Source organism: Pantoea coffeiphila (assembly GCF_016909495.1).
GTDB lineage: Bacteria > Pseudomonadota > Gammaproteobacteria > Enterobacterales > Enterobacteriaceae > Erwinia > Erwinia coffeiphila.
Genome location: NZ_JAFBFW010000001.1, coordinates 401,856 through 428,106, shown reverse-complemented (window position 1 = coordinate 428,106; position 26,251 = coordinate 401,856). Strand labels below are relative to the sequence as shown.

The 26,251-nt window shown below is 56.8% G+C and carries 22 protein-coding genes; 9 read left to right on the top strand and 13 right to left on the bottom strand.

All coding sequences use genetic code 11. From position 1 onward, the window contains the following. Positions 1-18 precede the first annotated feature (18 nt). The 7 genes from JOE09_RS01990 to JOE09_RS01960 form a co-directional block, all read right to left on the bottom strand. The gene (locus tag JOE09_RS01990) at positions 19-906 is read right to left on the bottom strand and encodes a hypothetical protein (protein WP_205064599.1); all 888 of its coding nucleotides are present in this window, start codon (positions 904-906) and stop codon (positions 19-21) included. After that, positions 903-1,241: a thioredoxin gene (gene trxA, locus JOE09_RS01985; protein ID WP_205064598.1), complete on the bottom strand. Its 339-nt coding sequence runs from the start codon at positions 1,239-1,241 to the stop codon at positions 903-905. Before trxA ends, JOE09_RS01990 begins: the two co-directional genes overlap by 4 nt. Next, positions 1,238-3,988, bottom strand: coding sequence for a M16 family metallopeptidase (locus tag JOE09_RS01980; protein WP_205064597.1), 2,751 nt, complete (start codon positions 3,986-3,988; stop codon positions 1,238-1,240). Before JOE09_RS01980 ends, trxA begins: the two co-directional genes overlap by 4 nt. A 30-nt stretch (positions 3,989-4,018) precedes the next feature. Next, a complete protein-coding gene (locus tag JOE09_RS01975; protein ID WP_205064596.1) occupies positions 4,019-6,517 on the bottom strand; it encodes a TonB-dependent siderophore receptor in 2,499 nt (832 codons plus the stop codon). Positions 6,518-6,599: 82 nt separating this feature from the next. After that, positions 6,600-8,396, bottom strand: a complete 1,797-nt coding sequence (locus JOE09_RS01970) for an ABC transporter ATP-binding protein/permease (protein ID WP_205064595.1) — start codon at positions 8,394-8,396, stop codon at positions 6,600-6,602. A gap of 197 nt (positions 8,397-8,593) precedes the next feature. Then, the gene (locus JOE09_RS01965) at positions 8,594-9,583 is read right to left on the bottom strand and encodes a FecR domain-containing protein (protein WP_205064594.1); all 990 of its coding nucleotides are present in this window, start codon (positions 9,581-9,583) and stop codon (positions 8,594-8,596) included. 64 nt (positions 9,584-9,647) lie between these two features. Then, a complete protein-coding gene (locus JOE09_RS01960) occupies positions 9,648-10,163 on the bottom strand; it encodes an RNA polymerase sigma factor (protein ID WP_200558850.1) in 516 nt (171 codons plus the stop codon). Positions 10,164-10,494: 331 nt separating this feature from the next. Between JOE09_RS01960 and JOE09_RS01955 the strand changes: the two genes are divergently transcribed. From JOE09_RS01955 to JOE09_RS01935, 5 genes are read left to right on the top strand one after another with little or no spacing between them, the layout of a single operon-like run. After that, positions 10,495-11,640 (top strand): Gfo/Idh/MocA family oxidoreductase, encoded by a 1,146-nt coding sequence (locus JOE09_RS01955; RefSeq protein WP_205064593.1) that lies wholly within the window; start codon positions 10,495-10,497, stop codon positions 11,638-11,640. Beyond that, the gene (locus JOE09_RS01950; protein WP_205064592.1) at positions 11,640-12,530 is read left to right on the top strand and encodes a carbohydrate ABC transporter permease; all 891 of its coding nucleotides are present in this window, start codon (positions 11,640-11,642) and stop codon (positions 12,528-12,530) included. Before JOE09_RS01955 ends, JOE09_RS01950 begins: the two co-directional genes overlap by 1 nt. Further along, the gene (locus JOE09_RS01945) at positions 12,527-13,369 is read left to right on the top strand and encodes an ABC transporter permease subunit (protein WP_205064591.1); all 843 of its coding nucleotides are present in this window, start codon (positions 12,527-12,529) and stop codon (positions 13,367-13,369) included. The genes JOE09_RS01950 and JOE09_RS01945 overlap by 4 nt, the downstream gene beginning before the upstream one ends. Before the next feature lie 23 nt (positions 13,370-13,392). Then, the gene (locus JOE09_RS01940) at positions 13,393-14,592 is read left to right on the top strand and encodes an ABC transporter substrate-binding protein (RefSeq protein WP_205064590.1); all 1,200 of its coding nucleotides are present in this window, start codon (positions 13,393-13,395) and stop codon (positions 14,590-14,592) included. A gap of 44 nt (positions 14,593-14,636) precedes the next feature. Beyond that, positions 14,637-15,758, top strand: a complete 1,122-nt coding sequence (locus JOE09_RS01935) for an ABC transporter ATP-binding protein (RefSeq protein ID WP_205064589.1) — start codon at positions 14,637-14,639, stop codon at positions 15,756-15,758. Here JOE09_RS01935 and JOE09_RS01930 read toward each other — a convergent pair. The 5 genes from JOE09_RS01930 to JOE09_RS01910 form a co-directional block, all read right to left on the bottom strand. Further along, a complete protein-coding gene (locus tag JOE09_RS01930) occupies positions 15,718-16,350 on the bottom strand; it encodes an NrsF family protein (protein ID WP_205064588.1) in 633 nt (210 codons plus the stop codon). The two genes, JOE09_RS01935 and JOE09_RS01930, sit on opposite strands and share 41 nt — an antisense overlap. After that, a complete protein-coding gene (locus JOE09_RS01925; protein ID WP_205064587.1) occupies positions 16,337-16,894 on the bottom strand; it encodes a sigma-70 family RNA polymerase sigma factor in 558 nt (185 codons plus the stop codon). The genes JOE09_RS01930 and JOE09_RS01925 overlap by 14 nt, the downstream gene beginning before the upstream one ends. Positions 16,895-16,908: 14 nt before the next feature. Further along, positions 16,909-18,141: a protein-disulfide reductase DsbD family protein gene (locus JOE09_RS01920; RefSeq protein ID WP_205064586.1), complete on the bottom strand. Its 1,233-nt coding sequence runs from the start codon at positions 18,139-18,141 to the stop codon at positions 16,909-16,911. Between the two features lie 15 nt (positions 18,142-18,156). After that, on the bottom strand, positions 18,157-18,726 hold the full coding sequence (locus JOE09_RS01915) for a peroxiredoxin (protein WP_172606622.1): 570 nt from the start codon (positions 18,724-18,726) through the stop codon (positions 18,157-18,159). Between the two features lie 94 nt (positions 18,727-18,820). Further along, complete coding sequence (locus JOE09_RS01910; RefSeq protein ID WP_205064585.1) at positions 18,821-20,107, bottom strand: glycoside hydrolase family 10-like protein; 1,287 nt, start codon at positions 20,105-20,107, stop codon at positions 18,821-18,823. A gap of 196 nt (positions 20,108-20,303) precedes the next feature. Between JOE09_RS01910 and JOE09_RS01905 the strand changes: the two genes are divergently transcribed. Then, positions 20,304-21,404: a mandelate racemase/muconate lactonizing enzyme family protein gene (locus JOE09_RS01905; RefSeq protein WP_205064584.1), complete on the top strand. Its 1,101-nt coding sequence runs from the start codon at positions 20,304-20,306 to the stop codon at positions 21,402-21,404. A 28-nt stretch (positions 21,405-21,432) separates the two neighbouring features. Here JOE09_RS01905 and JOE09_RS01900 read toward each other — a convergent pair whose 3' ends face one another. Continuing rightward, a complete protein-coding gene (locus tag JOE09_RS01900; RefSeq protein ID WP_205064583.1) occupies positions 21,433-22,452 on the bottom strand; it encodes an alpha/beta hydrolase in 1,020 nt (339 codons plus the stop codon). 172 nt (positions 22,453-22,624) lie between these two features. Between JOE09_RS01900 and JOE09_RS01895 the strand changes: the two genes are divergently transcribed. From JOE09_RS01895 to JOE09_RS01885, 3 genes are all read left to right on the top strand, one after another. Further along, on the top strand, positions 22,625-23,047 hold the full coding sequence (locus JOE09_RS01895; RefSeq protein WP_205064582.1) for a MarR family winged helix-turn-helix transcriptional regulator: 423 nt from the start codon (positions 22,625-22,627) through the stop codon (positions 23,045-23,047). Positions 23,048-23,439: 392 nt separating this feature from the next. Further along, positions 23,440-24,876: an NAD(P)/FAD-dependent oxidoreductase gene (locus JOE09_RS01890; protein ID WP_205064581.1), complete on the top strand. Its 1,437-nt coding sequence runs from the start codon at positions 23,440-23,442 to the stop codon at positions 24,874-24,876. A gap of 227 nt (positions 24,877-25,103) precedes the next feature. Further along, positions 25,104-26,033: a LysR family transcriptional regulator gene (locus JOE09_RS01885; RefSeq protein WP_205064580.1), complete on the top strand. Its 930-nt coding sequence runs from the start codon at positions 25,104-25,106 to the stop codon at positions 26,031-26,033. Positions 26,034-26,251 lie beyond the last annotated feature (218 nt).

The window sequence follows — 26,251 nt, the reverse complement described above, 5'->3', positions numbered from 1 at the left end:
CTTATTCGCGCAGGGGATTTAATGGTGACCTGCCAGCAGGGTGATGAATTGCGCTTTTAGATGTGCGCGATCCTCTCGGATCTGTTTCTCTATAGTGCCGATCAGTGTGAAATAATCGGGATTGTTGGCAATTAACTGGCCGACAATATCGCTGCGCAGCGTGGTCAGCTGCTCTTCTGAATATTCTCCGGCTTGATTGGCAGTGTGATTCGCCAGCGCTTCTTCAAAGCGTTGATTAATTTCCTGCTCGCGCTGCTGCCACCGATCGCTCCATCCGCAGCGGATTTTGGCAATGTGGTAGTTAAGGCCCTGTAAGGGCGACAGCAGCTCGGTAAACAGGGTGACCGACTCAGCGAGCGGCCAGCACAGCGCTTCCAGAAGTGCGATAAGGTAATAATTCAATATCGAATCATCCGGCGACTGCGGCAAATCCATTACCGCCTGTTGTAGGCTCTGCCAGGGCGCAGCGTTACCCGGCAGCGGCGGGCTGGCGCGATGCAGCGCCGTCAGCCTCTCCAGCAGATCCAGGATCGGCGGTGCAATCTCTTCACGGCACACTTCCAGTTGTTCCTGCACCGTGCCCAGCAGTGCGCTTAACAGCGCGGGTTCAATGCCGCTGAGATCCTGGCCCGCAGCCAGAGTGGTAAACCACTCTCGCGCCCAGTGGATATCGAACGCCTCATCCTCAAACGCAAGCCGGTCGGCGAGCAGGGCAAAAGACGCGGGGAGGCCGGTCACGCTAACGTAATCGTCCAGCCCGCCGCGCACCGCGCAGCCGCTGAAGGTGCCGGACTCGCCCTGCCAGAAGGCGCCGTGAGGATGAATTTTTCCGCTCAGCCAGCTGTTTTCAAGCTGGCTGAGCACCTGCTGTTTTCGTTGCGGGCTGCCGCCAAAGGCGATACTCATACGGCGGGTCCCTTGTCTGATTGTCCCAGCCAGGCGTTCAGGCGCAGTTTATTCATCACGCCGCTGTGGCGCGCCACTTCACTACCGTGACGGAACAGGATCAGCGTCGGAATGCTGCGAACCGCCAGCAGACTGGCAATCTCGGGCCGCTCGTCGATGTTGACCTTCACCACCGCCAGTTCTCCGTTGCGCTGCCGCGCCGTTTCATCGATCAGCGGGGCAATCATCTGACAGGGCTGGCACCATTCGGCCCAAAAATCCAGCAGCACCGTTGCCTCTCCGGCCAGCAGATCGCCCAGCAGGTCCGCATGTTGATCGTCGGTTTTTTCTGTCACAGCGTTGGCTCCTGCGGTAGAACGTTGAGCGGGCTCAGTCCCGGTAAGTCGTTGTCTTTCAAACGGATGACCGGCAGTCCTGGCGGCAGTGCGCGACAGATATCCGCTTCTGACTCAGCCATGTCCGCCACCACCACCCACGCCATCTCCAGCGGCTTGATTAAAGTCGCCGCCAGCCGTTGCAGATCGTCGGTGGTCAGGGCGGACAGCTGTTGCGCATATCGTTGCCAGTAGTCATCGGTTTTTTGCTGGACAACGATAAAGCGGACATCCTGCAGCTGCTGACCTACGCCTTCCGAACCGCCGCGCAGCCGCAGCAGCTCTCCCCGGCGGAATTTTTCCAGCTCTTCCGCCGTTACGGGCCTGTCGCCGTCGATCGCCGTCAGCTGATGCAAGACTTCATTCAGGGCATCGCCGCTGCAGTCGGCCTGTACGGTGGTGTAGAACCCCTGAATCCGTGCGGCTCTGGCCTGCGTCAGGATGCCGTGAACGCCGTAGGTCCAGTTATGTTTTTCACGCAGCGAGGCGTTAAGCCGGGAAGCGAAGCCGTTGAGCAGCGCCTCATGCAGCAGGTTGAAAGCCGCATCGTCCTGCGTTTCACCCGGAGGGATCAGCGAGGCGGCGGCGATGGTCGTCTGGCTTACTCCTGGTTTATCAATCAGATACACGGCAGCCGGACTGGCAGTCAGTGCCGGCAGAACCAGGCTTTCGCTGGCGGATTCACTGCGCCAGTCGCCAAACAGCGTATTCAGCTGACTGATGAGGGCATCGAAATCACCGCTACCGGCGATCACAAGCTGCGCGCCGTCCGGCACCAGCAGCCGCTGCTGATGTTCTGACAGACCGGTAAAGCTCATCTCCGCCAGCGTGGCGGGCGTGCCAGAGCCGAACAGCGGCTGGGCGTACGGGTGCCCGGCGGAGAACAGCGTCTGCGACAGCAGCAGGGAAACCATGCCGTCCGCCGTGTTGAGGTGGGATTCCAGTCGATTAATTTTACGACTGCGGCTGCGCTCAAACTCCTGTTCGGTAAAGTGGCTGTGACGCACGCGGGCAGAGAACAGTGCCAGCGATTCGCCCAGACGAGAAGTCAGCGCCCGCAGCGTAACCAGCATATTGTCCTGGCCGATACTGACATCCATATCCGCGCCCAGGCGCTCAGCGCGATCGGCTATCTCATCGGCGGTGAAATCTCCGGCTCCGCATTCAGAAAGTAGCTGGCTCAGCAGCTGCCCGGCCCCCGCCGTGGCAAATACATCCCACGAAGAACCGCGCGGGATAACCAGCGAGATCAGCGTTTCCGGCTGCTGTGGGCGGGAGGAGAAAATAACCGGCATGCCGTTATCCAGCCGCGCGCGCAGCAGTTCAGGCTGGGCGAACTCGCCAGATAGTACGATCGGCGGCACTTCTCTCGATGGTGTTGGGATCTCCGCACTGCGGGCGGTGAACGGAATAATATGCAGACTGTAGCGGTCTTCATTTAACCAGCGTGCGGCAGTCTGACGAAGCGTCTCGCCGCTGACGGTCGCAACGCTGTTCAGCAACCGGTTGTAACCCTGCGCATCGCCGAGCATGCCGACGCTGAAAGAGAGCAGATCGGCGATATCCGTCACCGTCGAATAGCTCTTCAGCGCGCTGGTCATATAAACCTCACGTACCCGTTCCAGGTTGTCTGCCGGAGTGCCGCTGGCGATAAAATCGGCCAGAATCGCCAGAATCGCCGCCTCCAGTTCAGCGGGAGAAGCACCGTTCTGTGCCTGGGCCGAAATGGTCAGCTGGCTGCACACCAGCCCCGGATCGATCCACGCATTAACAAAGGTCGCTATCGCCGACTCCTGTACCAGCTGCCGGTGCATCACCGACAGCACACCGTGGGTCAAAAGCTGCGGCAGCAGCAGCAGGGCGGTGGTATCCGCATCACCGTACGGCGGTAAATTCCAGCTCAGCATCACGCGGGCATGGGTTACCCGATCCTCAAGGATCTCCCTGCGCCCGCCCCGGATCGCACTGACCCAAACTGCGGGGCGCTGTAACGGCTCCCCCGTTGGGATATGTGCAAAAAAGCGGCTGACTTTTTCTTTTGCCGTTGCCAAATCAATGGCCCCTGCCAGCGTCAGCACCGCGTTTGAAGGGCGATACCAGCGCTGGAACCAGGCGCGGGCATCCTCCAGCGTGGCATTTTTAAGATCGGCTTCTTCGCCCAGTACGGTATGTGCGTAGGGATGGCCGACCGGGAAGCAGGCTTTGATGCTGCGTACCGACGCCATGCCATAGGGGGCGCTTTCACGCTCCTGTTTTTCGTTCAGCACCACGTTTAGCTGGCGATCCAGCACGTCCTGCTGGAGTCCTTCAAGAAAATGCCCCATGCGATCGGATTCCGCAAACAGGGCAAAATCCAGCGCCTCCAGCGGTACGGTCTGATAATAATTGGTGCGATCGCGGCTGGTGGTGCCGTTCACCTGTAATGCTCCGGCCTCAAGCATCCGTTCCAGATACGAGCCGGGCAGGTTGCCGCTGCCGCCAAACATCAGATGCTCGAACAGATGGGCAAAGCCGGTTTTCCCTGCGGGCTCATCCTTCGCCCCCACGCGATACCAGACGTTCACCGCCACCACCGGCGACTGGTGATTTTCGTAAACGATCACGGTTAAGCCGTTTTCCAGGGTGAATGTTTCACAGGGAATGGCCAGCGTATCGCTATCCGACAGCGCTCCTGCGCTATGCTGTACGTTCAGATTTCGTGTATTCATGCAAACTCTCGATTTACCTGCTGCTGATTATCAGAATGTCCCGTCAACGCTAACCACCACATTGCGCGGCGCGCCGTACCAGTTACCGGAGTCCACGCCGCCGGTGGTGCCGTAATAGCGGCGGTCAAACAGGTTGTTGACGTTGAGCGCCACCGACCACTGGTCGTTAAACTTGTAGGCGGTGCGGGCAGAAAACACGCTGTAGAAACCCTGGCCAAACTGGTAGGCCACGTAGTTATCGTCGCAGGTGCCGTCGGCATTGACCTTGCCGCAGACTTCACCGGCGGTGAAGCTGCGGGTCTGCGCAATCACGCCCAGCCCGACGCGGGTTTTATTCAGATATTCGTTGCCGCTCAGCTGAACATCGTTCCACAGCTTGAACATATGCTTCGGGGTAAAGGACGACAGCGTTTTGTCCTGACTGGTGTTTTCCGGGTCGGGACGGGTTTTATTGTTGTTATAGGAATAACCAAAATTCACCGACCAGCGCGGCAGCGGTTCGCCGGTAATATCGAAATCGACCCCTTCACTGGTTTCTTCGGCACTGCTTATGCGATAGCAGCCGAGAGAGCAGTTGAAATTCAGGCTATCGAACTGCGCACCGTCACGACGCAGGGCGCGATAGGCGGAAAGCGAGGCATTGGTTGAACCGTTGCTGTATTTCACCCCGATCTCTTTCGTACTGCCGGTCATCGGCGGCAGCGGCGTATCGTTGGCGGTACGCATATAGGCCTGGAACTGATAAAGATCGGTATAGCTGCCGTACACCGACCACTCTGGTGAAAAATCGTAGCGCAGCGCGTAGTAAGGCACCGACGTGCGCGACGTTTTCACATTAAGCCCGACGACATCCATCACCTGATAGTTGGCGTCGTAGCGATCCCAGCGGACTGCGGACTGGAAGTGCAGATCCGGCAGGAAGGGCAGCAGCACAGCGTCAATTTTCGCCACCAGATTCGCGCTGTTATAGCGGGCGAGGGTTGAGCCTTCTGGCTCCCAGTCGGGTTCGGGAACAGAGAGAGAGGCATCGCCATAGGTGCGGTTGTACGAGGTGCCGGTATACTTGTTTTTCTGATAGCTGCCGGAGAAGGAAACCTGCTGCGGCAGGGAGAAAACATCAAACTTTCCCACCAGATTGGCATCCGCCAGATACTGCTTGCCGATGGCATCCTCCGCGCTCATATCGGTATAGCGCGCATCGTCGATCAGATCCGGCAGTGCGCCGACCAGCGATCCCTGGCGGTTGCTGTAGTCCTGACTGAAGTATGTTAGCTGAGAATTCAGCGCCCAGTGTTCCCCCAGCTCCTGTTTCAGCTGGGTAAACAGTTCGCGGGAGATCAGCTGACGATGGCTCCACGGCAGGGCCAGGCTGGTATCCCGGGCGTAATGCGCGTCGGCACCGGACTGATAGCGCGACAGGCCGCCTTCCCACGGCAGATTCTTTTTCTGCGTGTAGCTGCCGCCGACGGAAAACAGCGTGGTGGGCGTCAGATCGGCTTCGAGAATACCGTATAGCAGGCGGGTGCTGTCGCCGGACGGATGATAATACTGATCCTTATCCTGCCAGGTGGCGACGGCTCTACCGCGCAGTTTGCCGTCAAACGCCAGCGGGCCGGTGACGTCAACCGACGAGCGATAGTCATTCCACGAACCGGCCTGTGCACTTACCGCAACCTGGCCGTGATCCAGCGGTCGTTTGCGGGTCAGGTTAATACTGCCGCCGGGAGAACTGCTGCCGACGCTATTCAGGCTGTCGCCGCCGCGCAGGATTTCCGCATGGTCAAACATCGACATATCGAAAGAAGAAAACGAACTATTACTGTTGGAGAGATTGTCAAACAGCTGAATGGGCGTGCCGCCGTCCAGCTGAATATTGGTGACCCGCCAGCCGCGCGAATAATATTCCTCATTTGCGCCGGTTCGCCTGACGGTGATCCCGGCCACTTTTGACATTACGCCATCCAGATCGGTCAGGTTCTGATCTTTAATTTGCTTGCTGGTAATGACGCTAACGCTTTGCGGCGTTTCCTTCAGCGACTGTGGCGTTTTCGAGCCAATGCTGACTGCCGTGGTGGTGTAGCTGTCGCTGCCCTCGGTGGCGGTGACATCGGTACTGCCGTTACCGCCGCCTTCCGCGACGGTGGCATCGCCGTCCACCCTCACCGCATCCAGCACGTTTGCACCGCCGCCGGATGGCGTGCCGATCAGCGTGACGGCGTTATTCTGGCTGTCGAGAGTAAAGCTTAACGCGCTGCCCGCCAGCAGCTGGTTCAGCGCCTGCGTTGCGCTGAATTTCCCACTCACTCCCTGAGTTGCGTGTCCGTCGGTTAAGCTGCTGGGCGCAATTAACTGTAGCCCGCTCTGCATACTGAACTGCAGCAGCGCGGTGCCTAAATTACCGGCCGGTATGTGATATTCCGTTAGCGAATTCGCCGACTGCTGCGTATTTTCCGCCGAAGCGGAATAAACCACTGATGAGGGTAAAAATAACGCTGCTGCTATCATTAACGACAATGTTTTTATATTCATCTTGCCTTGCTTCACCATTGAATCCCCAGAGTCATGACTGTTTTAAATAAAACGTAATGACTATTTAAAAACCTCACTGCTTTTAAAAAATAACTTCTTCACGGTTTTTTTCAGGCGGATTTAATTGATATTCCTGCTGCTGCTGAACATCAATAACGGACGTATTCAGGCCAATACACCATTTTCCTTTCGGCTGTAATAGCAGCATTTCTTTATGGAATTCGGTAATTGAAGGGCGATGCCCGACGCTGATAAAGGTGGTGCCGATATCGGCCAGCAGCAGATAGAGACGGCGTTCAGTATCGATATCCACCGCGCTGGTGGCTTCGTCGAGGAAGGCGAACCGGGGCCTGGCGAGCAGCACGCGGGCAAAGCCAATCCGCTGCTGCTCGCCGAGCGACAGCACTTTCCCCCAGTCGCGTACGCTGTTGAAATCGCCGTATTTCTCGCAGAGGTCGGGCAGGCTGACCTTCTCCAGGGTGGCCTGAAGCTCATCATCCGACACCTCGCGTTCGGTGTTGGGATACAGCAGCTGGGCACGCAGGTTAGCCAGAATCATGTAGGGCCGCTGCGGCAGGAAAAAGCACTCTTCAATCGCGGGCATGACGATTTCTCCGCACCCGCGCTGCCACAGACCGGCCATCGCGCGCAGCAGCGAGCTTTTACCGACACCGGTCTGCCCCTGAATCAGCAGATGTTCACCGGGCGACACCGTCAACGAGAGATCCTGCACCAGCGCCTGCTCGCCGCCCGGCGTTTCCAGGCTGACGTTATGCAGGGCAATCAGCGGGCCACGCCGGATGCGGATGCTGTGCTGCTTTTCATCTTCACGCTGCTGGTCCAGTTCATCAAAGCGTTCGACAATCTGCGCAAGGCGTACCGCGCTCGGTGCCATGCTGGCGATAGTCGGGATAAACTGGGACAGGGTAGTCAGGGCGGTCATCATCTGCGTGGCGGCGGTGGTGGCCATGGCAATAGCACCGAACTCAATTTTATTTTCAAAAAACAGCGGGGCGATCAGAAAGAACGGCGCCAGGTTCCACAGCTGGCCCATACCGAAGTTGATCATCGACATTTTCAGCTGGTAGATCAGAATGGCCATCCGGCTGTCGGTGGCGCTGGCCAGCCGTCCGTCAATCTGCTTCTTTTCCGTCTTTTCACCGCGATAAAACGCCACGGTTTCCGCATTATCCCGGACGTGCAGCAGGCCGTAGCGTAAATCGGCTTCCGCGACCGTGCTGTTAAAATTCAGCCGAATCATCGGGGTGTACATCACCAGGGTTATCGCGGTGGAAATCACCGCGTAGATAATCACGTACCACATCATCGTTTCGCTAATCGACGCAATAATAATTCCGCCGGTGAGCAGCCCCATCAGCTGGCTGATGATTTGCAGTGGGATGCCGGTCAGTACGGTGACAAACGGGTCAACATCGCCCTGAATACGTTGGTCGGGGTTATCCAGATCCTCATGCACCGTGATGTTGTAGTAGGTGCGGTGGCGCAGGTAGCGGCTCACCAGCCAGTCGGTCAGCCAGCTGCGCCAGCGCACAATCAGCACGCTGCTCATGTAATACATCACCGACTGAATGAGCCAGGTCGCCACGGTAACGGCGGTGATCAGCCAGAACAGGCTGGCGTAGGTACTCTGCTTGCGCGCCACAATGGCGTTGGTCATCTCGGCCGTCAGGTTAGCGGTCCAGTAACCGATGGCGGCAAACGAGGGCGTCATCAGCAACAGCACCGACATCAGCAGCCACCAGCGGCGGTGATCGCGCTGCCGCCAGAACGGAAACGTCAGCATCCCTATCCGGCGCATCAGCAGGCGGGAAATACGGTAATCTTTTTTATTGATTTCGGGGGTTTTGCTGTCTTTCATCGCACAGCTCCCGGAGAGATCTCGCAGGCAGGATCGTTGCCAGTACGCATTACTTCACCTTAACGTTTAGACGGTTTGGCATCCTCCCCGGTTACGGAGAGGATGAACGTGTCTCATTTAGAACGCGTGGGGTGTAGCGAATCTGCAATCAGCAGGAGGGAAATAATTTTGCGGCGGCGACTGGCGTGCTGCGAAAGTCAGCCTGCGTCAGGTGCCTGACGTATCCAGATCACCGGGCCAAGGCGGGTCACACGCAGCGGCAGCGCTTTTTCCAGCTGGCTGTACCAGTCGTCAACGCGGGCAATATTGATGCTGGCATTGAGGCGCAGCGTATCTTTCTGCGGATAATCCAGATACACCGCCCGGCTGTCGTAGTGGCCCAGGGTGTGAACAATTTCGTTAAGCGTGTTGTTTTCAAAAATCAGCAGGCCTTTCTGCCAGGCGAGCTGCCGCGCGGCATCAACCTGCGCCACCGTCAGGCTATTATCGCTGGGGTTCAGGGTAACCGACCGGTCCGGGTCAACGGTCACGGTTTTCTGCCGGTCGCCGGACACGCTGACCTTGCCACGCTGCACGGTAACCACGGTATTTTCGCCGTCAATCTTCACGCCAAACGCGGTCCCCAGTACCCGGATATGGCCGCTGCCGGCGTCAACGGTGAACGGGAGCTGCTCGTCGTGCTTCACGTCAAAAAAGGCTTCGCCTCGCGCCAGGGTCACGTGACGCTGGGAGCCGCTGATCTCAACGTTGGCCGCGCTGTCGGTATTCAGCCACATGGTGCTGCCGTCATTGAGCGACACCTCACGAAACTCGCCCAGTCGGGTAGCATAGTTAAAGCGCCAGTAGCTCATCCACTGGTAGCAGCCCATCGTGCTGATGACCAGTAAAAAAAGCGCCATCATCGCCCGTTTTGGCGGCAGGGCAAAAGGCCAGCCGGAGGCAACAACATTGTCGGAAGGATAGAGGATCGCACGGTGGCTTGCTTCCAGCGGCTTACCGAGCTGTACCCACAGATCGGTCGCACGCGAAAGCGCAGCCTGATGCTCCGGGCTGGTCCGACGCCAGGCTTCAAACTGTTTTAATTCGGCGGACGAGAAGCTGCCGGACATCATTCTGACCAGCCAGTGAATGGCTTCATCTTCCAGAACTTCGTCCTCGGGCCTACAGGGATCGTTATTGAGCGCCACAGTTATTTTCCGTTTCGGAGCTTAATGTTCCATAAATTCATGGTGTTGCCAAAGCGTGAAGCGGTCATCCCCCGGACTTTTTAATCACGTCGCGGCACTGGATCAACGTTCTGACCGCATATTTTTCAACCAGACTGATAGAGATATCCATCCGTTTGGCGATCTCTTTATGGGTCAGCCCCTCAACGCGGTTGAGGTAGAGGATCTCGCGGCACTTTTCAGGGAGTTCAGACAGCGCGGCATCAAGAAGGTTAATTTTTTCCACGCTGTAGTGGCTGTCTTCCGGTGAGGGCGAATAGCTCTCGAACAGATGGAGTGCGCCGCTGAGGATCTGTTCCCGTCGCTTTTCGTTACGACGATAGTCGTTTGACGCATTTAACGCAACGCGAATCAGGTAATTCCTGGCATCGCTGTACTGCGGGAACTCATTGGCTACATTGATGATCTTGAAGTAGATCTCCTGAGTAATGTCCTGGGCAATATGGGTTGCGCCAGTGCGATAGCTCACAATTTTAAACAACGTGGCGTAAACGTCGACAAAGACATCAACAATGTTGACGTCAGCTTCTTTGGCTAACATAGCGGTGCCTTATTAGAATGGTTGAAACCAACCCCGGTTGGCGACAAAGTGGCACAGCGCATGAAAAAGTTACAGTCTTTGCGTTATATGATATTCGTATATCATTTTTCAACTGACGGAAAAGTACCGCAACCAGTGATATTACGAATCGGTTAAGAATATTTTAATTGTCATCACCCATGATTATTTAAATCTCTAACTTTATGAATTGTAATGAGTTGGCTATATCTGTAATTCTGCATACGTAACCCGTAATTATTATTATCTTTCAGATAACAGGCTATTTACCCTCTGCCGTTGTTTAATTCAATCCATACGGCGGATTTAAAAAGTGAAAATTGCAATTATCGGTCTGGGGCTGCGCCTGGGCTATGTGGCAAGGATTTTTTCCGAACTGGTGCCCAATCTGGAGATCGTCGGCTATGCCGATCCTGAGCCGGTTGGACTGCCCTACACCAAAGAATTTGGGGTAAACACCGGAAAAGCGTTCTCCGCGATCGATGAACTGCTTGCCGTGCCCGATCTGGATTTAGTGCTGATCGGGTCGCCGAATCATCTGCATCTTGAACATATCACCGCCGCGCTGGAAGCCGGCCACCGGGTGCTGTGCGAAAAACCGATCGTCGCCACTGAAGAACAGACCCTGGCGCTGGCCCGTCTGATCCATCGCTTTGGCGCAGACCGCATTCTGGTCGGGCTGGTGATGCGCTACACGCCGCTGTATGCCGACCTCAAAGCCCTGAAAACCAACGGTACGCTGGGCGAAATCTCCAGCATTGAAGCCTCTGAACATATCCCGCCTTATCACGGCGCGTTCTTTATGCGCGACTGGCGGCGCTATGAGAAATATTCCGGCGGTTTCCTGCTGGAGAAATGCTGCCACGACCTGGATATCTACCAGGGGATCGTCGGCGCGCGCGCCGTTCGCGTGGCCAGCTTCGGCGGTAGAAAGCTGTTCGTACCGGAAAATGCGGCGCTGGAGCGCGAGGACATTCACCACAGTAAACCGGCAGGCTGGCAGGGCAGCACGGCCGTATTTGATAACGACGGCGATATCGTTGACTACCAGACGGCGATTATTGCATACCAGAACGGTGCAACCATGGCATTTCACGCCAACCTCAACGTACCGGATCTGTTCCGCCGCTTCTGCATCGTGGGTACTACGGCCACCGCAGAGGGCGATTTCATCCGCAATACCCTGCAGGTGCACCGCTCGCCGGACGGGGAGAAAATTGTCGACAACCATCACTATTCCCGCACCGAACTGGGCCATCACTACGGCGGCGATGAGCGGATGGTGAAGGACATTGTCGATCACCTGCTGCATAACCAGCCGCTGCCGGTATCGGTGATCGACGCGCTGGAAGCAGGGCTGACGGCGATCAAAATAGATGAAGCGCGCCGCAGCGGCAGCCTGCTGGATCTGACCGAAAGCTGGCGGCGTTTTGACGCGGCGCTGAACGGCGAAGTCTGATGTCCCGCTCGTATCGCCGCGACAGGCGGCTGGCGCTGCTGCTGATGGCTCCGGCCGTGTTCTATCTGCTGGCTCTGGTGCTATGGCCGCTGATTAACACCGTGATCCTGTCGTTTACCAATGCCTCGCTGCGGCAGAGCTATCAGTGGACAGGGTGGCAGAACTACCGGACTCTGCTTAACGACGACTTTTTCAGCGTGCTGCTGCGAACGCTACTGTGGACGCTGTTTGCCGTGGCAATGAAACTGCTGTTTGGCCTGATTGGCGCACTGCTGCTGAATGCCTCGCTGGCGGGAAAAAAGCTGTTCCGGCTGCTGATTATTCCGCCGTGGGTGATCCCGGTGGCCATCAGCATGTTCATCTGGAGCTGGCTGTATAACGGCCAGTTCGGCGCGATTTCCGGCCTGCTCCAGCGCAGCGGCCTGCTGGAAGGGCCGTTTGAGTTTCTGGCCTTCCCCAACAGCGCTTTTTTTGCCTCAGCGATTGCTGATATCTGGGTCGGTATTCCCATGGTCGCGCTGTTTCTGCTGGCGGCCCTGCAGGGTATACCGGGCGATTTGTATGAAGCGGCATGGGTGGACGGAGCAGGGCGCGGCTACCGTCTGCGGCGCATCACGCTGCCTCTGATGTGGCCCGCAGTCGCCAGTATGGGTGTGCTCTCTTCGCTGTTCACTCTCAATGCTTTCGATGCCATCTGGATACTGACACGCGGCGGGCCGCTGGATGCGACCAACACGCTGATTATTGACGCTTACCGTACGGGGATTGGCAGTTTCCGCTTCGGGCTGGGTGCCGCGAAAAGCGTGATGATCGCCGTCGTTACGCTGCTGTTTGCCTTTGGCTATTTTGTGCTGCTGCGAACCCGGCAGCCGGGAGAAGTGCGTCCGTGATTAACCGCTATCGTCTGCATGAAAAAATCGCGCTGTATGCGGCCATTTTCCTGTTTCTGCTGGTGCTGCTGTTTCCCTTTTTTGAGGCGGTCAAAGCCGCATTCAGCCCGCTGTCTTCGCTGTTTCGCGCGCCCTGGCATCCTTTGCCCCAGCACTTTTCACTGGAGGCCTGGCAAAACATGTGGCAGCGGGTGCCGTATCTGCCACGTTACATCTTTAACAGCGTGCTTATCGCCGGTGTTTCAACGCTGCTGACGCTGCTACTGTCCGTGCCCGCCGCCTACGCGCTGACCCGGCTGCCCATACCCGGCGTGCGCTACTTCTGGGCGCTGTTTCTGGGGGTGAACGTCTTTTCAGGCGCGGTACTGCTGATCCCGCTTTACCGCATGATGAAAGCGTGGGGGATGCTGAACAGCTATGCCGGGATGATCGTTCCGGGCACGGCGTTTTTAATCCCCACGGCAGTGTGGCTGCTGAGGACCTATCTGGTGCAGATCCCGCGAGATCTGGAGGATGCGGCGCGCTGCGACGGCGCAGGCCGGATCTATATTCTGCGCCGTGTCATCCTGCCGCTGATCAAACCCGGGCTGGTGGCCGTGGCGGTGATTACCTTTATCAACAGCTATGCCAATCAATTTATCTTCGCGCTGACCTTTAACTCAAAGCGTGAATACATGCCCATCGCGGTCGGCATCTTCGACTTCTTTGGCCGCAATACCGTGCAGTGGAATGAATTAATGGCGGCCTGTCTGGTCGGCATCGTTCCCGCACTGCTGATTTTCGTCGTCCTACAGCGGTATTTAATCGATGGGTTAACCAAAGGTGCCGTTAAGCATTAATTTATCTTTCATTCAGGGGAAATATGAACAAGTTAGCCATGGGGATTTTACTGGCGCTGGCGGCATCCGGTGCGCAGGCGGCCAATGAAAAAATTATCAATTTCATCCAGTGCGGCAGCAAAGCCTCTCCGGGAATTGAAGAGAATATCAGCGCGTTTAACCAGGCCAATCCCGGTTACAAAGTCGTGCTGGAGGTGGTCGGCTGGGATCAGTGCGAGCAGAAGGTCACCACGCTGGCCTCTGCCGGTAATGCCCCGGCGCTGGCTCAGGTAGGCTCGCGTACGCTGACCCGCTTCTATCAGAACGACCTGATCGTGCCGGTGCCGCTCAGCGCGGCGGAGAAGAGTAGCTACTATCCGGCGGTGCTGGATACCGTCCATTATGAAGGTGAATACCTTGGCCTGCCTGTGGCGCTGTCCACCCGCGCGCTGTTCTGGAACAAAGCACTGTTTAAGCAGGCGGGCCTGAACCCGGAGCAGCCGCCGAAGACCTGGCAGGAACTGCTGGACGATTCGCGCATTATCAAAGAGAAAACCGGCGCGGCGGGCTTCGGCCTGACCGGTAAAGCCTTCAGCAGCACCACGCACAGCTTCCTGCTGTGGCTGTACAGCAACGGCGGCGCGGTGCTGGACGGCGACAAAGTGGTGTTTAACTCACCGCAGGCGGTGGAAACGCTGGAGTGGTACAAGAAGATCCTGCCGTACGCCGAGCCGGGTCCGGTGGCCTACGATGCTGAAGCGCTGCGTCCGCTGTTCCATCAGGGCAAAGTGGCGATGTTTATGTCCGGCTCGTGGGAGCGCGGTCAGTTCCCGGCGGGTCTGGAGTGGGGCGTTGCGCCGCTGCCGTATGGCCCGCACGGTAAGCCGAGCAATCTGCTGGTCACCGACAGCCTGGCGATTTTTAAAGGCACCGGCGTGGAAGATAAAGCGATTGCCTTTGCGAAATTCATCACCACCCCGGACCGTCAGCTGGCCTATGAGAAGGGCTATGGCTTTACCCCGGTGCGCCCGGATCACGGACCGAAACAGCTGGTGGCGGAAGATGCCAGCTGGAAGCCGTTTATCGACGGCGTGGCCCTGGGGAAAGCGGAACCGCTGTTCTACGATCCGGAGCAGTTCCAGCAGACGATCAACACCGCTACCCAGCAGGTGTTACTGAATCAGGCCACGCCTGAGCAGGCCGTGAAAACCGCCGCCCAGGCACTGGAACAGAACGGCAAATAAATGCCGGTGGCCCGTCTGAGTGCGGGCCATGACCTGAGGAAGCTATGCGTCAGTTACGTATTGAACATCTGGAAAAACGCCATCAGGGTCAAATAATCCTGCATGACATCAATTTAACCATTCAGCAGGGCGAATTTGTGGTGTTTGTCGGACCGTCCGGCTGCGGGAAAACCACGCTGCTGCGCAGCCTGGCGGGGCTGGAGGAGATCCACGGCGGCCGCATCCTGCTGGACGATCGCGACGTCAGCGAGGCATCGCCCATTGAGCGTGAAGTGGCGATGGTCTTTCAGTCCTACGCGCTCTATCCCCATCTCAGCGTCTTTGAAAATCTGGCCTTTCCGCTGCGGGTGGCAAAGCTGCCGGAAGCGCAGATCGTCGCGGCGGTCCACGCGGCGGCAGAGTCGTTACAGCTGACGGCATATCTGCGGCACAAGCCCGGTATGCTCTCGGGCGGGCAGCGCCAGCGGGTGGCTATCGGCCGCGCGATCGTACGTAAACCGGCGATTTTTCTGTTCGATGAGCCGCTGTCTAACCTTGATGCCGGGCTGAGGGGCAGCATGCGGCAGGAGATCTCACGCCTGCACCGTACGCTGGGCGTCACCACGCTGTACGTCACCCACGATCAGATTGAGGCGATGACCATGGCCGATCGCATTGTGGTACTGAACAAAGGTCGCATCGAGCAGAGCGGCACCCCGCAGGAGCTGTACTTCCAGCCGCGCAGCCTGTTTGTGGCGCAGTTTATTGGTCATCCGCAGATCAACACCTTTACCACAGCGATTGAGCAGCAGCGCGACGGGCACCTACAGCTTGCGCTGCCGTCATTGCCGCATATCCCGCTGCTGACGCTGTCTGAGCCCCATTTAAGTGACAACGTCACTCTGGCGATCCGCCCGGAGCATATCCTTCTCAGCCAGACGGCGACGGGCATTGAAGGTGAGCTGCCGTTTGAGATCGGCAACGTGGAATGGCAGGGAAATCAAAGCATGCTGTACGGCGAAATCGGCGGGCAGCCCGCTTGTTGCGTAACGGCGGACTACATTGACAGGTCGCAGCTTTCCCGCTGCTATGTGCGCTTTCCGGCTGACCGCATTCTGTTGTTTGACGCCGGGGGAAATCGCTGCGTTACTTATCCAGCGCCACCCAGCGTTTGCCAACCAGAATAGTCAGCGCCACAATCGACAACACTGCAGCAAGATGCATGACAAAGTCCAGCACGTGCAGATGTACCGGGTGGCAGAAGGCCAGCAGGCTGACCGCCAGGCTGGAAATGCCCACACCCGCCATCGCCAGGCTGCGTACCGGATGCAGCGAACGGCTGCGGCGCAGGCTGGCAATCATCAGCAGCATCATCGGCGTACTGACCACCATCAGGAAGGTGAAACAGCGCGTGCTGTCGTCATCATGCAAGATCGCGCCGTTGCCCTGCATATTTATCACGCTCAGCCCCAGCCACATCAGCGCAATCGGCAGCAGCGCTTTCCAGCTGATGGCCCGCCGCCCGGCAATGCTCAGCGTGAAGGCGCTGCGGATCGCCAGCGTCCCGAGTAAAAAAGCCAGGGCAATTTGAAGGATCGCCAGCTTCGCACCGGGCTGCGACCAGTCGGTCAGCCCGCGCGGCACCAGAAAGCTGGCGGCGACGGCGCAAGGCAGGGCGACGGCAAGCCAGGCCATCACCCGCAGACCCGTGGGCCAGATGCGCCTGACGGGCTTGATTTCCCGCCCGAGTTTTTCAATTAAAGCATTATGATCGGTCATGACTGGCTCCAAAACGGCGCAGGTTTTTTAGCGCCCGGTGCAGCAGGGATTTCACTGCGGCGACCGTCAGATGGTTATGCGCGGCGGCTTCCGTCAGGCTCATTTCGCGCAGGTGAACGTGTTCAACAATTTCCCGCTGCCGCAAAGGCAGCTGGCTCAGATAGCCTTCCAGCTCCTGCTGGTTTTCCGCACGCTGCATGTTCGGCTGGCTTACCGGCTCCGGCAGCGTCTCTTCCGGAATTTCCCATTGCTGGTAGCGCCCGCGCCGCCGCAGGGCATCGATCGCGCGCGCGGAGATAATGGCCATCAGCCACGGCAGAAAGGGAAAGGCGGGATCGTAGGTATGGCGCACACGATGTACCGTCAGCAGCACATCCTGCACTACATCCTCGGTTAACACATCGTCAGCAACCTGTCTGCGCACCTGTGAACGGATCACCGGCACCAGCGCTTTCAGCAGCCGGGTATAGGCAGGCCGATCGCCTGCCTGCGCCTGTTCCATTAGCGCGGGCCAGCTTTCGCGCGCGCTGTCGTTCATTTCCATCTTCCGCCTTGTTATTACGCTTTTTTACCGGCTGCCTGGTTCAGTGCGTTGACCACAATGCCCGGCGTCAGCACCTGCGGCAGTACTTTCGGTGGTCCGCCGTCGGCGGGATACACCACGTACAGCGGCAGGCCGCCCTGACCAAACTCGTTCAGGGCATCGTCCACGTCGGGGTTAAATTTGGTCGAATCCGCCACCATATACCGCGTGCCGGTTTTGGCCAGCGCCTCTTTCACCGCCTGGGTGGAGAGCGAGGTTTTCTCGTTAACCTGACAGGTTATACACCAGGATGCGGTAAAGTTCACAAAGATGGCTTTACCCTGTCCGCGCTCGGCGGCAACGGTCTGCGGCGTCCATTTTTCCTGCGCGATTTCCGCTGCGGCCGCTTCTCCGGGCAGTGCATCCCCCGGTTTGATCAGGCCAGGAAGCGGGGCCAGCACGGCCACAATCAGCACGGCGGTGAGCGCATACATCAGCCTGTGGCCTTTCCCCTGCAGGTGGCGATGTTGTGCCATCCCGTACAGCCAGGCTGCGAAACTCAGCACCACGGAAGCGGCCAGCAGGGTTGCCAGCGCGGCGCTACCGGCCTGCTGCGCCAGTACCCACACCAGCCACGCGTAGGCACCAAACATCGGGAAGGCCAGCCCGCGCTTGAGGATATCCATCCACGCTCCCGGTTTCGGCAACAGCCGTGCCAGCGCCGGAAACAGCGAGATCAGCGTAAAGGGCGCGGCAAACCCCAGCGCCAGCGAAAAGAAGATCACCAGCGCCACCGCTGGCGGCTGCACCAGCGCATAGCCAATCGCGCTGGCCATAAACGGTGCGGCGCACGGCGTGGCGACGATAATTGCCAGCGCGCCGGTCAGCGCGGAGCGAACAAAAGCGCCACGGCCCACATCAAGCGCACCCACGCGCTGCGCGGATAAGCCGACTTCAAAAACGCCCAGCAGATTCAGCGCCGCCGCAAGGATCACCAGCGACAGCAGGGCGATAACCAGCGGCGACTGCAGCTGGAATCCCCAGCCCACCGCCGCGCCTCCTGCGCGGGCCGCAAGAAGTATTCCCGCCAGTGCCATCATGGTCACCGTTACGCCCAGCAGAAAGCCCAGACCTTCGCGACGGGTGCCGGCGGAGTTATCCGCATGGCGCAGCAACCCGAACGCCTTCAGTGAGATCACCGGAAACACGCAGGGCATAAAGTTCAGAATGATGCCGCCAATAAAGGCGGCCAGCATGGCAGTTAACATCGCTGGCCTCGTTGTTTAGTGGGTACGTGGATGAGCCGCGTCGTACTGCTTCACGGCGGCCAGCGTCTTCTCGATATGGGTTTCCGGGTTTCTGTCAGTGTAGCTCAGCAGAATGTTGCCATCCGGTGCGATCACATAAGAGGTACGGTCCGAGAGGGTTTTGCCCTTCATCTGCATCTGGGTCTGGTATTCACCGGCGACTTTGGCTCCCGGATCGGCGGCCACGGCAAATTTATCCCGGCACTCCAGTTTGGAGAAGTCGCTCACCTGCTCGGTATTTCCGGCGGTTACGCCAATGACCGTTGCGCCCATTTTCGTAAAGTCATCGGTCGCTTCGGCAAAGTCGTGAGCTTCAATCGTGCAGCCCGCGCTGAAGGCCGCCGGGAAGAAGTACAGTACGACCGGGCCTTTTTGCAGCGCCTTTTGCAGCGAGAAGGTGATCGGCTTACCGGCGAGTGCGCCCTGCAGTTCAAAATCCGGGGCCTTCGCCCCGGCGGGCAGAGCGGCTCCGGCATTAAAGGCGAGGGCGGACAGGCCCAGCGCGGCGGAGAAGGTCAGTGTAGAGGCGAGTTTTTTCAGTTTCATTATCTGCTCCTGCGAAGTAAGTGAGTACCGGTTTGGTTGACTCCTTAATCAGTTCGCAGCAGCAGACAGAAAAGTTGCGCCGGGCAGAAAATAATTATTCTCCCCAGCGTTTCCTCAGATAGTTGACCGCGTCCTGCGTCTGTGGCTGATTCAGGTAGTTCTCCCGGAACAGAATGGTGCCACTGATTTGCGGCAGCGACTCATTCAGATCGAGCTGTTTCTTCAGCTCCGGCACGCCGCCGCCGATGGTCCAGTCCGGCTCGTTCTTCGACGGTTCGCCGACTTTATACAGCGCAATGCCGATATAGAGACGGGTTTTGGTCGGTTTCACCACCTCCGCCCACCACTTCGCCAGCACGTCATAGCGGGCGGCATCGCGGGCGAAAGGCCAGTAGATTTGCGGGGCAATGTAGTCCAGCAGCCCCTGCTGCACCCAGCGGCGGGTATCTGCATAGGATTCGTCATAGGCGGCAGCGCCGCGCGTGTCGGAGCCTGCGGCGTCATGGGAACGGTTGCGCCATACTCCGGCCGGGCTGACGCCAAACTCCACATCTGGCTTCAGCTGTTTAATGGTGCGGGAAACCTGTTCAATCAGCAGCTGGGTGTTGTGCCGCCGCCAGTCGGCTTTGGAGGCAAAGCCCTGGCCGTACTGTCTGAAGGTCTGGCTGTCGTTAAGGGCAGATCCTGGCGACTCGGTATAGAAATAATCATCAAACTGCACGCCGTCAACGGGATAGCGCGCGACCACCTCCGCGACAATGCTGGTGATCCAGTCGCGGGCGTCGGGAATGCCCGGGTCAAGCACATAGCGATCGCCGGAAGTACGAATCCAGTCGCGGTGCAGCACAAAAACGCTGGCCGGATTCTGCGACAGAGTGCGGTTCAGTTCGGCAACGGTTCCGGGTTTAGTATTGACCGTGACTCGATAGGGGTTAAACCAGGCGTGAACCTTGATGCCGCGCCGGTGCGCTTCATCCAGCATAAACTGCAGTGGATCGTAGCCCGGGTCCCGGCCGATTTTGCCGGTCATCATATCCGACCACGGCAGGATTTTTGACGGCCACAGCGCAGTACCGTCCGGTTTCACCTGGAAGAACACCGTATTGATACCGAGGCTTTTCAGCTTGTCCAGCTTATCGGTCAGCGCTTTTTTTTGCTGGCTGATGCGTACGGCATCGTTGCTGATATTGACCGACGCGATCGGCGGCCAGTCCAGGCGGGAAACGGTGGTTAACCACACGCCGCGCATCGGCTGCTGGCTGTGTGGCGATATCGGCGGCTGAGGCTGATTCGGATTCGCTACGGGCGGTAGCGGCGTAACCAGAGAAACCGGCGGTTTGCTGGCACAGCTGGCAAGGAGCAGCGCGGCGGCGATAAGCATGCCGGACTGACATTTAGCCCGAGGCGAGAGATGACGGAACCGGACGATGATGGACTTCCTTATTTAGGCCAGGGTTAAGTGAACGGTATTTTCTTATTATTTATAGTGAAGTCAATGTAGCATCTTACGCACGAATCAGCGCTTCGTGCTCGCCATAAATTTATACTGTAAATGCCCACCACGATAACGAGTGAGCATGATGAAAATCCGCAAAATCGAAACCATTCCGTACCGTATTCCCTATACCAGGCCGTTGTCTTTTGCCACCGGTACCATCACCGCCGTCGAGAATGTATTCGTTCGTATTCACACCGATGAGGGGATTGTCGGTGAGGCGGATGCTCCGGCACGGCCTTATATTTACGGTGAGTCGCAGCAGTCGATTATCACCGCCATTAATCAGTGGTTCCTGCCTTCGTTGAACGATATTGACCTGTTGGATAATGAGAAAGTTGGCCACGCCATGGCCTGGGTTACGGATAATCCCGCCGCCCGAGCCGCCGTTGATTTGGCTATCTGGGATGCGACAGGTAAATACCGCCAGATGTCATGTGGTCAACTGCTGGGAGGATGGTGCGATGAGATCCGCGTCAGTCATATGATTGGCCATGATCTACCGCCGAAGATGGCGGAAAGCGCAGTTTCAATGGCAGAAAAATATGGTATCAACACTTTCAAAGTGAAAACCGGGACGGCGCTGCAAACCGATATTCTCGCCTGTAAACTGATAAGAAAAGCGTTGCCGGAGGCGAATCTCTACCTTGACGCCAACCATGGCTGGAGCTCCGCCGAGGCGATTGCTGCCGGACTGGCGCTGAAAGATGAGGGGTTTTTATTCTTCGAAGAGCCGTCACCGGCAGCAGACAGAATCGGGCGCAGGAGGCTCAATCAGCATCTTGGCCTTCCCGTTTGCGGCGATGAGAGCTGCCGCTCGCTTGAGGAAGTGGGCAGGGAGATTAGCGATAATATTGCCAGTATGATCTGTATTAAAACGGCCAGAACCGGCTTCAGTGAATCCAGGAAAATTGCCGCGCTGTGTGAAGGTTTAAACGTGCCGGTATACGTTGGCAATCAGGGGGATACTAAAACCGGTACGCTGGCCAATATTCACTTTGCCTGTAGCTTGCGCCATACCAGTCTTTATGCGGCAGAATTGACCAACTTCCTTGATATTGCAGATGATTTACACGCGGAGGATATTCCGATAGTGGCAGGGAAAATTAAGCGGCCAGCAACGGCAGGAATGGGAATCAGTATCGACCCGGGCAAACTCAGTTATTATCGCTGTGATAAGTAGATAAGAGCTGAGCCTGCCCGTGATGAGATTATTTCAGATGCTGTTGCAGTTCGGCACCTGCCTGCGACAGGGCGGTTTTCACCGTTGGCTCTTCGCTTAACGGATTCAGTAAGCCGTAGTCATGGATCATACCATTGTAGCGGGTGACGGTCACCGGCACGCCTGCTGCATCCAGCTTACGTCCGAAGGCTTCACCCTCGTCACGCAGCACGTCCAGCTCCGCCGTCTGGATCAGCGTCTGCGGGAAGCCTTTCAGCTGTTCCGTGCTGGCTCGCAGCGGGGAGGCCAGAATGTTGTTACGATCCGCGGCACTGGTGGTGTAGTTATCCCAGAACCACTTCATCATGTTGCGGGTCAGGAAATGGCCGTTGGCGAACTGATGATATGACGCGTCGTCGAAGTTCGCATCGGTTACCGGCCACAGCATCACGTTGTAACGAATTTTCGGTGCGCCGAGCTGTTTGGCCTGCAGGGCAACCGCTGCCACCATATTACCGCCCACGCTGTTACCCACCAGAGCCAGACGACTGCCGTCAACGCCGATTTCACTGCCGTGCTCGGCAACCCAGCGGGTGGCCTGATACGCCTGATTAATCGCTACCGGGAAGTGCGCTTCCGGGGAAGGCGTGTAATCAACGTAAACGGCCGCCGCACCGGAATCACGGACCAGATCGCGGATCAAACGTTCATGAGTCGGGTAATCGCCCAGCACCCAGCCGCCGCCGTGGAAGAACATAAACACCGGAAGTGTGCCCGTCGCATTTTCCGGTTTGACGATTTTCAGCCTGATGTTCTGACCGTTCACCTGAATTGTTTTATCGCTTACCTGGGCGGCAGGCAGCTTCGCACCCTGCTGGGCACCGATCAGCACCTGACGGGCTTCCTGCGGGGTCATCTGTTCCATCGGTTTACCTTTGCCTGAATTCAGCACGTCCAGGAAAGCTTTTACACCGGCGGTAGGGGCAGGCGCGTTCAGTGGCTGAGTGGTCGCTGCGGAAGCGGCTGAAGCAAAGACGGCGGATGTTAATAAAATCGATGCAATTTTCATTAGTGTAGCCCTCTGTATTTTTTGAATAAAAACTTAGTGTTGGATTATCCCGGTTAGTGATGTCTGACTGCTTGCTCACTTACCTTGTGCGAATAATACTTGCACGCAAGATACTTATGGTCAAACTTTATTTATAATAAAATTCTGCAATCTCGTTCAGCTGGTGGAAAAAATGAAAGAAAACAGCATATTAGATGGGCAACTTTGTTTCTCACTCTATTCGGTAACCAATGCGCTTATCCGTCAGTACCGCCCGTTACTGAAAGAATTCGATCTGACCTACCCGCAGTTTGTCGTGCTGCTGGCGCTCTATGACCAGGATGATATTCCGCTGCGTGAACTGAGCGAAAAAACGTTGTTCGACTCGGGGACGCTAACGCCGCTGGTACAGAAACTGGAGGCGAAGGGATTCCTTAACCGGGTATCGATTGCCGAAGACGAAAGGGTGAAAAAAGTGGTTCTGACGCCAAAGGCGAGGGATCTTCAGGATAAAATCGTCGCCATTCCGAAGCAGATGCGCTGCTTTATGCGCATGGACGATGAAGAATTGGAAATGTTACGAACCTTCTCGAAAAAACTTTTACAAGACCTTTAACAGACGCGATCTGCGCTGATTCTCATTTCGTGCAGATCGCTGTTTTACTTTCAACTTCATCGTCAGCCCGTTATCCCGCTCTCTCGTTTTGATATCTGCTCCGCCGCCTCCGTCGCCAGGTTAAACGCCGCGTTCCCATCTGAGATCTCACATCCATCGTCACGTCATCGATCTGCTGTAAGCAGGGCGCAGAGTCGTGCTTCATCACAACCTAAACCCCTGATCTTAGTGTTACAAATTGGTTGAAAATTTGCATAGTTAGTTGACAGAGTATTTACAAATGTAAATAATAAAAATACTTGGTGTATACATGCAATACACAAAAGAAATGCATGAAGCCTGCTTTCGGGGTCTTCAGGGCAGATCTGTTCTCATCACGGAGTTTATTCTTAATGGGTATTTCACGAAGAAAATTGCTGGTTGGCACCGGGATCGGCGCTGGTATCGTTGCAGCGGGTGGGGGAGCTTCCCTGCTGACCGACAATCTTCCCGCCGCGCCGGATTCATTACTGAAAATTGATGCGCTGCCTTCCGACGATCCAACGCCGGGCTGGTTCCACACCAGCCGTAAACGCCAGCCGCAGCCCGCGCTGGTGGGCGATGCGAAAGCACCATGGGTAGTGATTGGTGCCGGTTTCACCGGACTGGCCGCCGCACGTCAGCTGGCGCTGAACTTCCCGGACGATCAGATCATCCTTGTTGAAGCGCAGCAGGTTGGATTCGGCACGTCCGGCCGTAACGCCGGATTCCTGATCGACGTACCTCACGATATCGGCGCACCGGACTATATCGGTGATAAAAAAATTGCCCGTAATATCCTGAATCTGAACCAGACCGGGCAGCGCATCCTGAAAGAGCAGGTGGAAGAACACAATATCGTTGATGCCCAGATGCGCCATTCGGGTAAATACCAGGCCGCAGTGGAAGACAGCGGTATTGCGGTGCTGGAAGCCTATCGCGGCGGTCTGGAATCATTGGGGCAGCCATGCAAGATTATCGACGGTAAGGATCTGCCCGACCATCTCGGCACCAAATTCTACCGTAAGGCACTGTACACGCCGGGCACCATCCTGGTTCAGCCGTCAGGGCTGGTGAAGGGCCTTGCGGACAGCCTGCCAGCCAACGTTAAGCTCTACGAAGAAACGCCAATTACCGCCATTGAATACGAGCCGGAAATTGTGTTGCATCACGCAACCGGCCGCATCTTTGCCGATAAGCTGATCCTCGCCAACAACGCGTTTGGTACGCACTTTGGCTTCGGCGAGCGGACCATTTTCCCGATTTTCACCTACGGCAGTCTGACCCGCCCTCTGACCAAAGCGGAGCAGGACAGCATTGGCGGCCAGGAATTCTGGGGCGTTATTCCTGCCGATCCGTTCGGAACCACCTCGCGTCGTACCCACGATAACCGCATTCTGATCCGTAACAGCTTCAGCTTTAACTCGGACGGACGCTACAAACCGGGCTACACCCAGAAGTATCGTGAAACCCACCGTCAGTCGTTTGAGCGCCGCTTCCCGACGCTACAGGACGTTAACTTTGAACATACGTGGGGCGGTGGTCTGGGCATGACCCGTAACGGATCGAGCCTGTTCGGCGAACTGAGAAAGAACGTCTACGGCTCGCTGGGCTGTAATGGCCTGGGGACCGTGCGCGGCACCGCGATGGGCACCATGCTGGCCGACTGGCTGGCGGGCAAAAGTAACGACACGATTAACTTCCTGCTGTCGCTGCCAAAACCAGAGTGGAACCCGCCGGAACCGCTGCTGACCATGGGCGTTAACTTCACCCTGCGTAAAGGCATGCACGACGCGGGCCAGGAAGCGTAAATCCGACAGTAAGTCGACATCCAGGCTGTGTTCGTTAACCGAATGCAGCCTTTTTTTATGCTTTATCAAATGCATGATCTGCATTGCATGTTGAAAACAACACACTGCATAAAACGTGTGGGATAGATTAGACTCGATTTTTAATATTTGATTATATTAAAAAAAGAGAAAACTATGCACATCAGGGACAACCGCATATCACATTTATCAACGCTCGACGGTGATAAATGAACATTCCCAACCTCTCAGGCTATCTGAATCAGTTTCAAATCTTTATTAAAATTGCCGAAACCGGCAACCTCTCGCGAGCGGCCAGGGAACTGGGGCTGACGCCGTCGGCGGTAAGTAAAAGCCTCTCCCAGTTAGAAAGCATCACCGGCAATCTGCTCATCAATCGCGAAAGCCGACCCTTCCAGCTGACTCTGGATGGACGGCGTATTTTACAGCTGGCCAGGCGGGTTATTGCGGACATCGAAAGCATTGCCGACGGCAGTCGCGTGCCGGGTATGCAAGGTGAGACTCTGCGCATCAGCTGCTCGGTGGCCTTTGGCTGTACGCATATTCCCACGCTGTCGAGCGATTTTCAGGCCCGGTATCCGGGCGTGGGTATTAACGTGATGCTGGACGATCGCTTTATCAACCTCGATCGTGAGGATATCGACGTGGCGTTCAGAATTACCTCAGAAGCGGCAACGCAGAACGAGGACGCGGAGCAACTGATGGATATCCGCTGGTTTTACTGCGCTTCCCCCGAATACTTACGCTGTCATCCGCCGATTACCGTTCCCGCCGATTTACGTTTCCATCACTGCCTGGTTTATCCGCAGATGACCCATGATGGTAAATGGATGTTCCGTCATCATGCCAAAAGTGAAACCGTAGCGGTGACCCCACATCTGTCCTGCAATTCCAGCCTGCTGCTGCTGCAAAGAGCGCTGCTTCATGGCGGAGTGGCCTGCCTGCCGGATTACCTGGCCTGTCATTACATTAATAGCGGCAAACTTGTCCGCGTGCTGTCGGACTACGATCCCGGCGTTACCCATCGGCTACAGGCAAGAGTCCGTCATTCGGCCAGAGATAATAAAACACTGACTCTTTTTCTGGCATTTATTAAGGCCCGCCTCGCGAAAAACTGTGACCCGACAACCGATATTTAGGACACTAACTGTGAAAGGCATTCACAGTTGACGGAGAGAAAGCCGCGCACATCACAAATCATCTTTTCCGTGGAAAACACTTCATGGCAAACGATCGCCGTTCACGGAATATAAGCCTGCGGAACGGAGAGTTAAAAACTTCGAGCGCGTTTTCTACGTTAATGCGGCTTTCTGCAATGCAGATAATTCGCGGGCATGTCTCTTGAACCGAGGTTTAA

What these genes read in the sequence shown, in the direction of transcription:
- JOE09_RS01975 (WP_205064596.1), bottom strand. Translation starts at nt 6,517, where the DNA reads ATGAATATAAAAACATTGTCGTTAATGATAGCAGCAGCGTTATTTTTA.
- JOE09_RS01960 (WP_200558850.1), bottom strand. Translation starts at nt 10,163, where the DNA reads ATGTTAGCCAAAGAAGCTGACGTCAACATTGTTGATGTCTTTGTCGAC.
- JOE09_RS01970 (WP_205064595.1), bottom strand. Translation starts at nt 8,396, where the DNA reads ATGAAAGACAGCAAAACCCCCGAAATCAATAAAAAAGATTACCGTATT.
- JOE09_RS01930 (WP_205064588.1), bottom strand. Translation starts at nt 16,350, where the DNA reads ATGACCGATCATAATGCTTTAATTGAAAAACTCGGGCGGGAAATCAAG.
- JOE09_RS01885 (WP_205064580.1), top strand. Translation starts at nt 25,104, where the DNA reads ATGAACATTCCCAACCTCTCAGGCTATCTGAATCAGTTTCAAATCTTT.
- JOE09_RS01905 (WP_205064584.1), top strand. Translation starts at nt 20,304, where the DNA reads ATGATGAAAATCCGCAAAATCGAAACCATTCCGTACCGTATTCCCTAT.
- JOE09_RS01935 (WP_205064589.1), top strand. Translation starts at nt 14,637, where the DNA reads ATGCGTCAGTTACGTATTGAACATCTGGAAAAACGCCATCAGGGTCAA.
- JOE09_RS01890 (WP_205064581.1), top strand. Translation starts at nt 23,440, where the DNA reads ATGGGTATTTCACGAAGAAAATTGCTGGTTGGCACCGGGATCGGCGCT.
- JOE09_RS01925 (WP_205064587.1), bottom strand. Translation starts at nt 16,894, where the DNA reads ATGGAAATGAACGACAGCGCGCGCGAAAGCTGGCCCGCGCTAATGGAA.
- JOE09_RS01980 (WP_205064597.1), bottom strand. Translation starts at nt 3,988, where the DNA reads ATGAATACACGAAATCTGAACGTACAGCATAGCGCAGGAGCGCTGTCG.
- JOE09_RS01920 (WP_205064586.1), bottom strand. Translation starts at nt 18,141, where the DNA reads ATGTTAACTGCCATGCTGGCCGCCTTTATTGGCGGCATCATTCTGAAC.
- JOE09_RS01900 (WP_205064583.1), bottom strand. Translation starts at nt 22,452, where the DNA reads ATGAAAATTGCATCGATTTTATTAACATCCGCCGTCTTTGCTTCAGCC.
- JOE09_RS01950 (WP_205064592.1), top strand. Translation starts at nt 11,640, where the DNA reads ATGTCCCGCTCGTATCGCCGCGACAGGCGGCTGGCGCTGCTGCTGATG.
- JOE09_RS01915 (WP_172606622.1), bottom strand. Translation starts at nt 18,726, where the DNA reads ATGAAACTGAAAAAACTCGCCTCTACACTGACCTTCTCCGCCGCGCTG.
- JOE09_RS01910 (WP_205064585.1), bottom strand. Translation starts at nt 20,107, where the DNA reads ATGCTTATCGCCGCCGCGCTGCTCCTTGCCAGCTGTGCCAGCAAACCG.
- JOE09_RS01940 (WP_205064590.1), top strand. Translation starts at nt 13,393, where the DNA reads ATGAACAAGTTAGCCATGGGGATTTTACTGGCGCTGGCGGCATCCGGT.
- JOE09_RS01895 (WP_205064582.1), top strand. Translation starts at nt 22,625, where the DNA reads ATGAAAGAAAACAGCATATTAGATGGGCAACTTTGTTTCTCACTCTAT.
- JOE09_RS01990 (WP_205064599.1), bottom strand. Translation starts at nt 906, where the DNA reads ATGAGTATCGCCTTTGGCGGCAGCCCGCAACGAAAACAGCAGGTGCTC.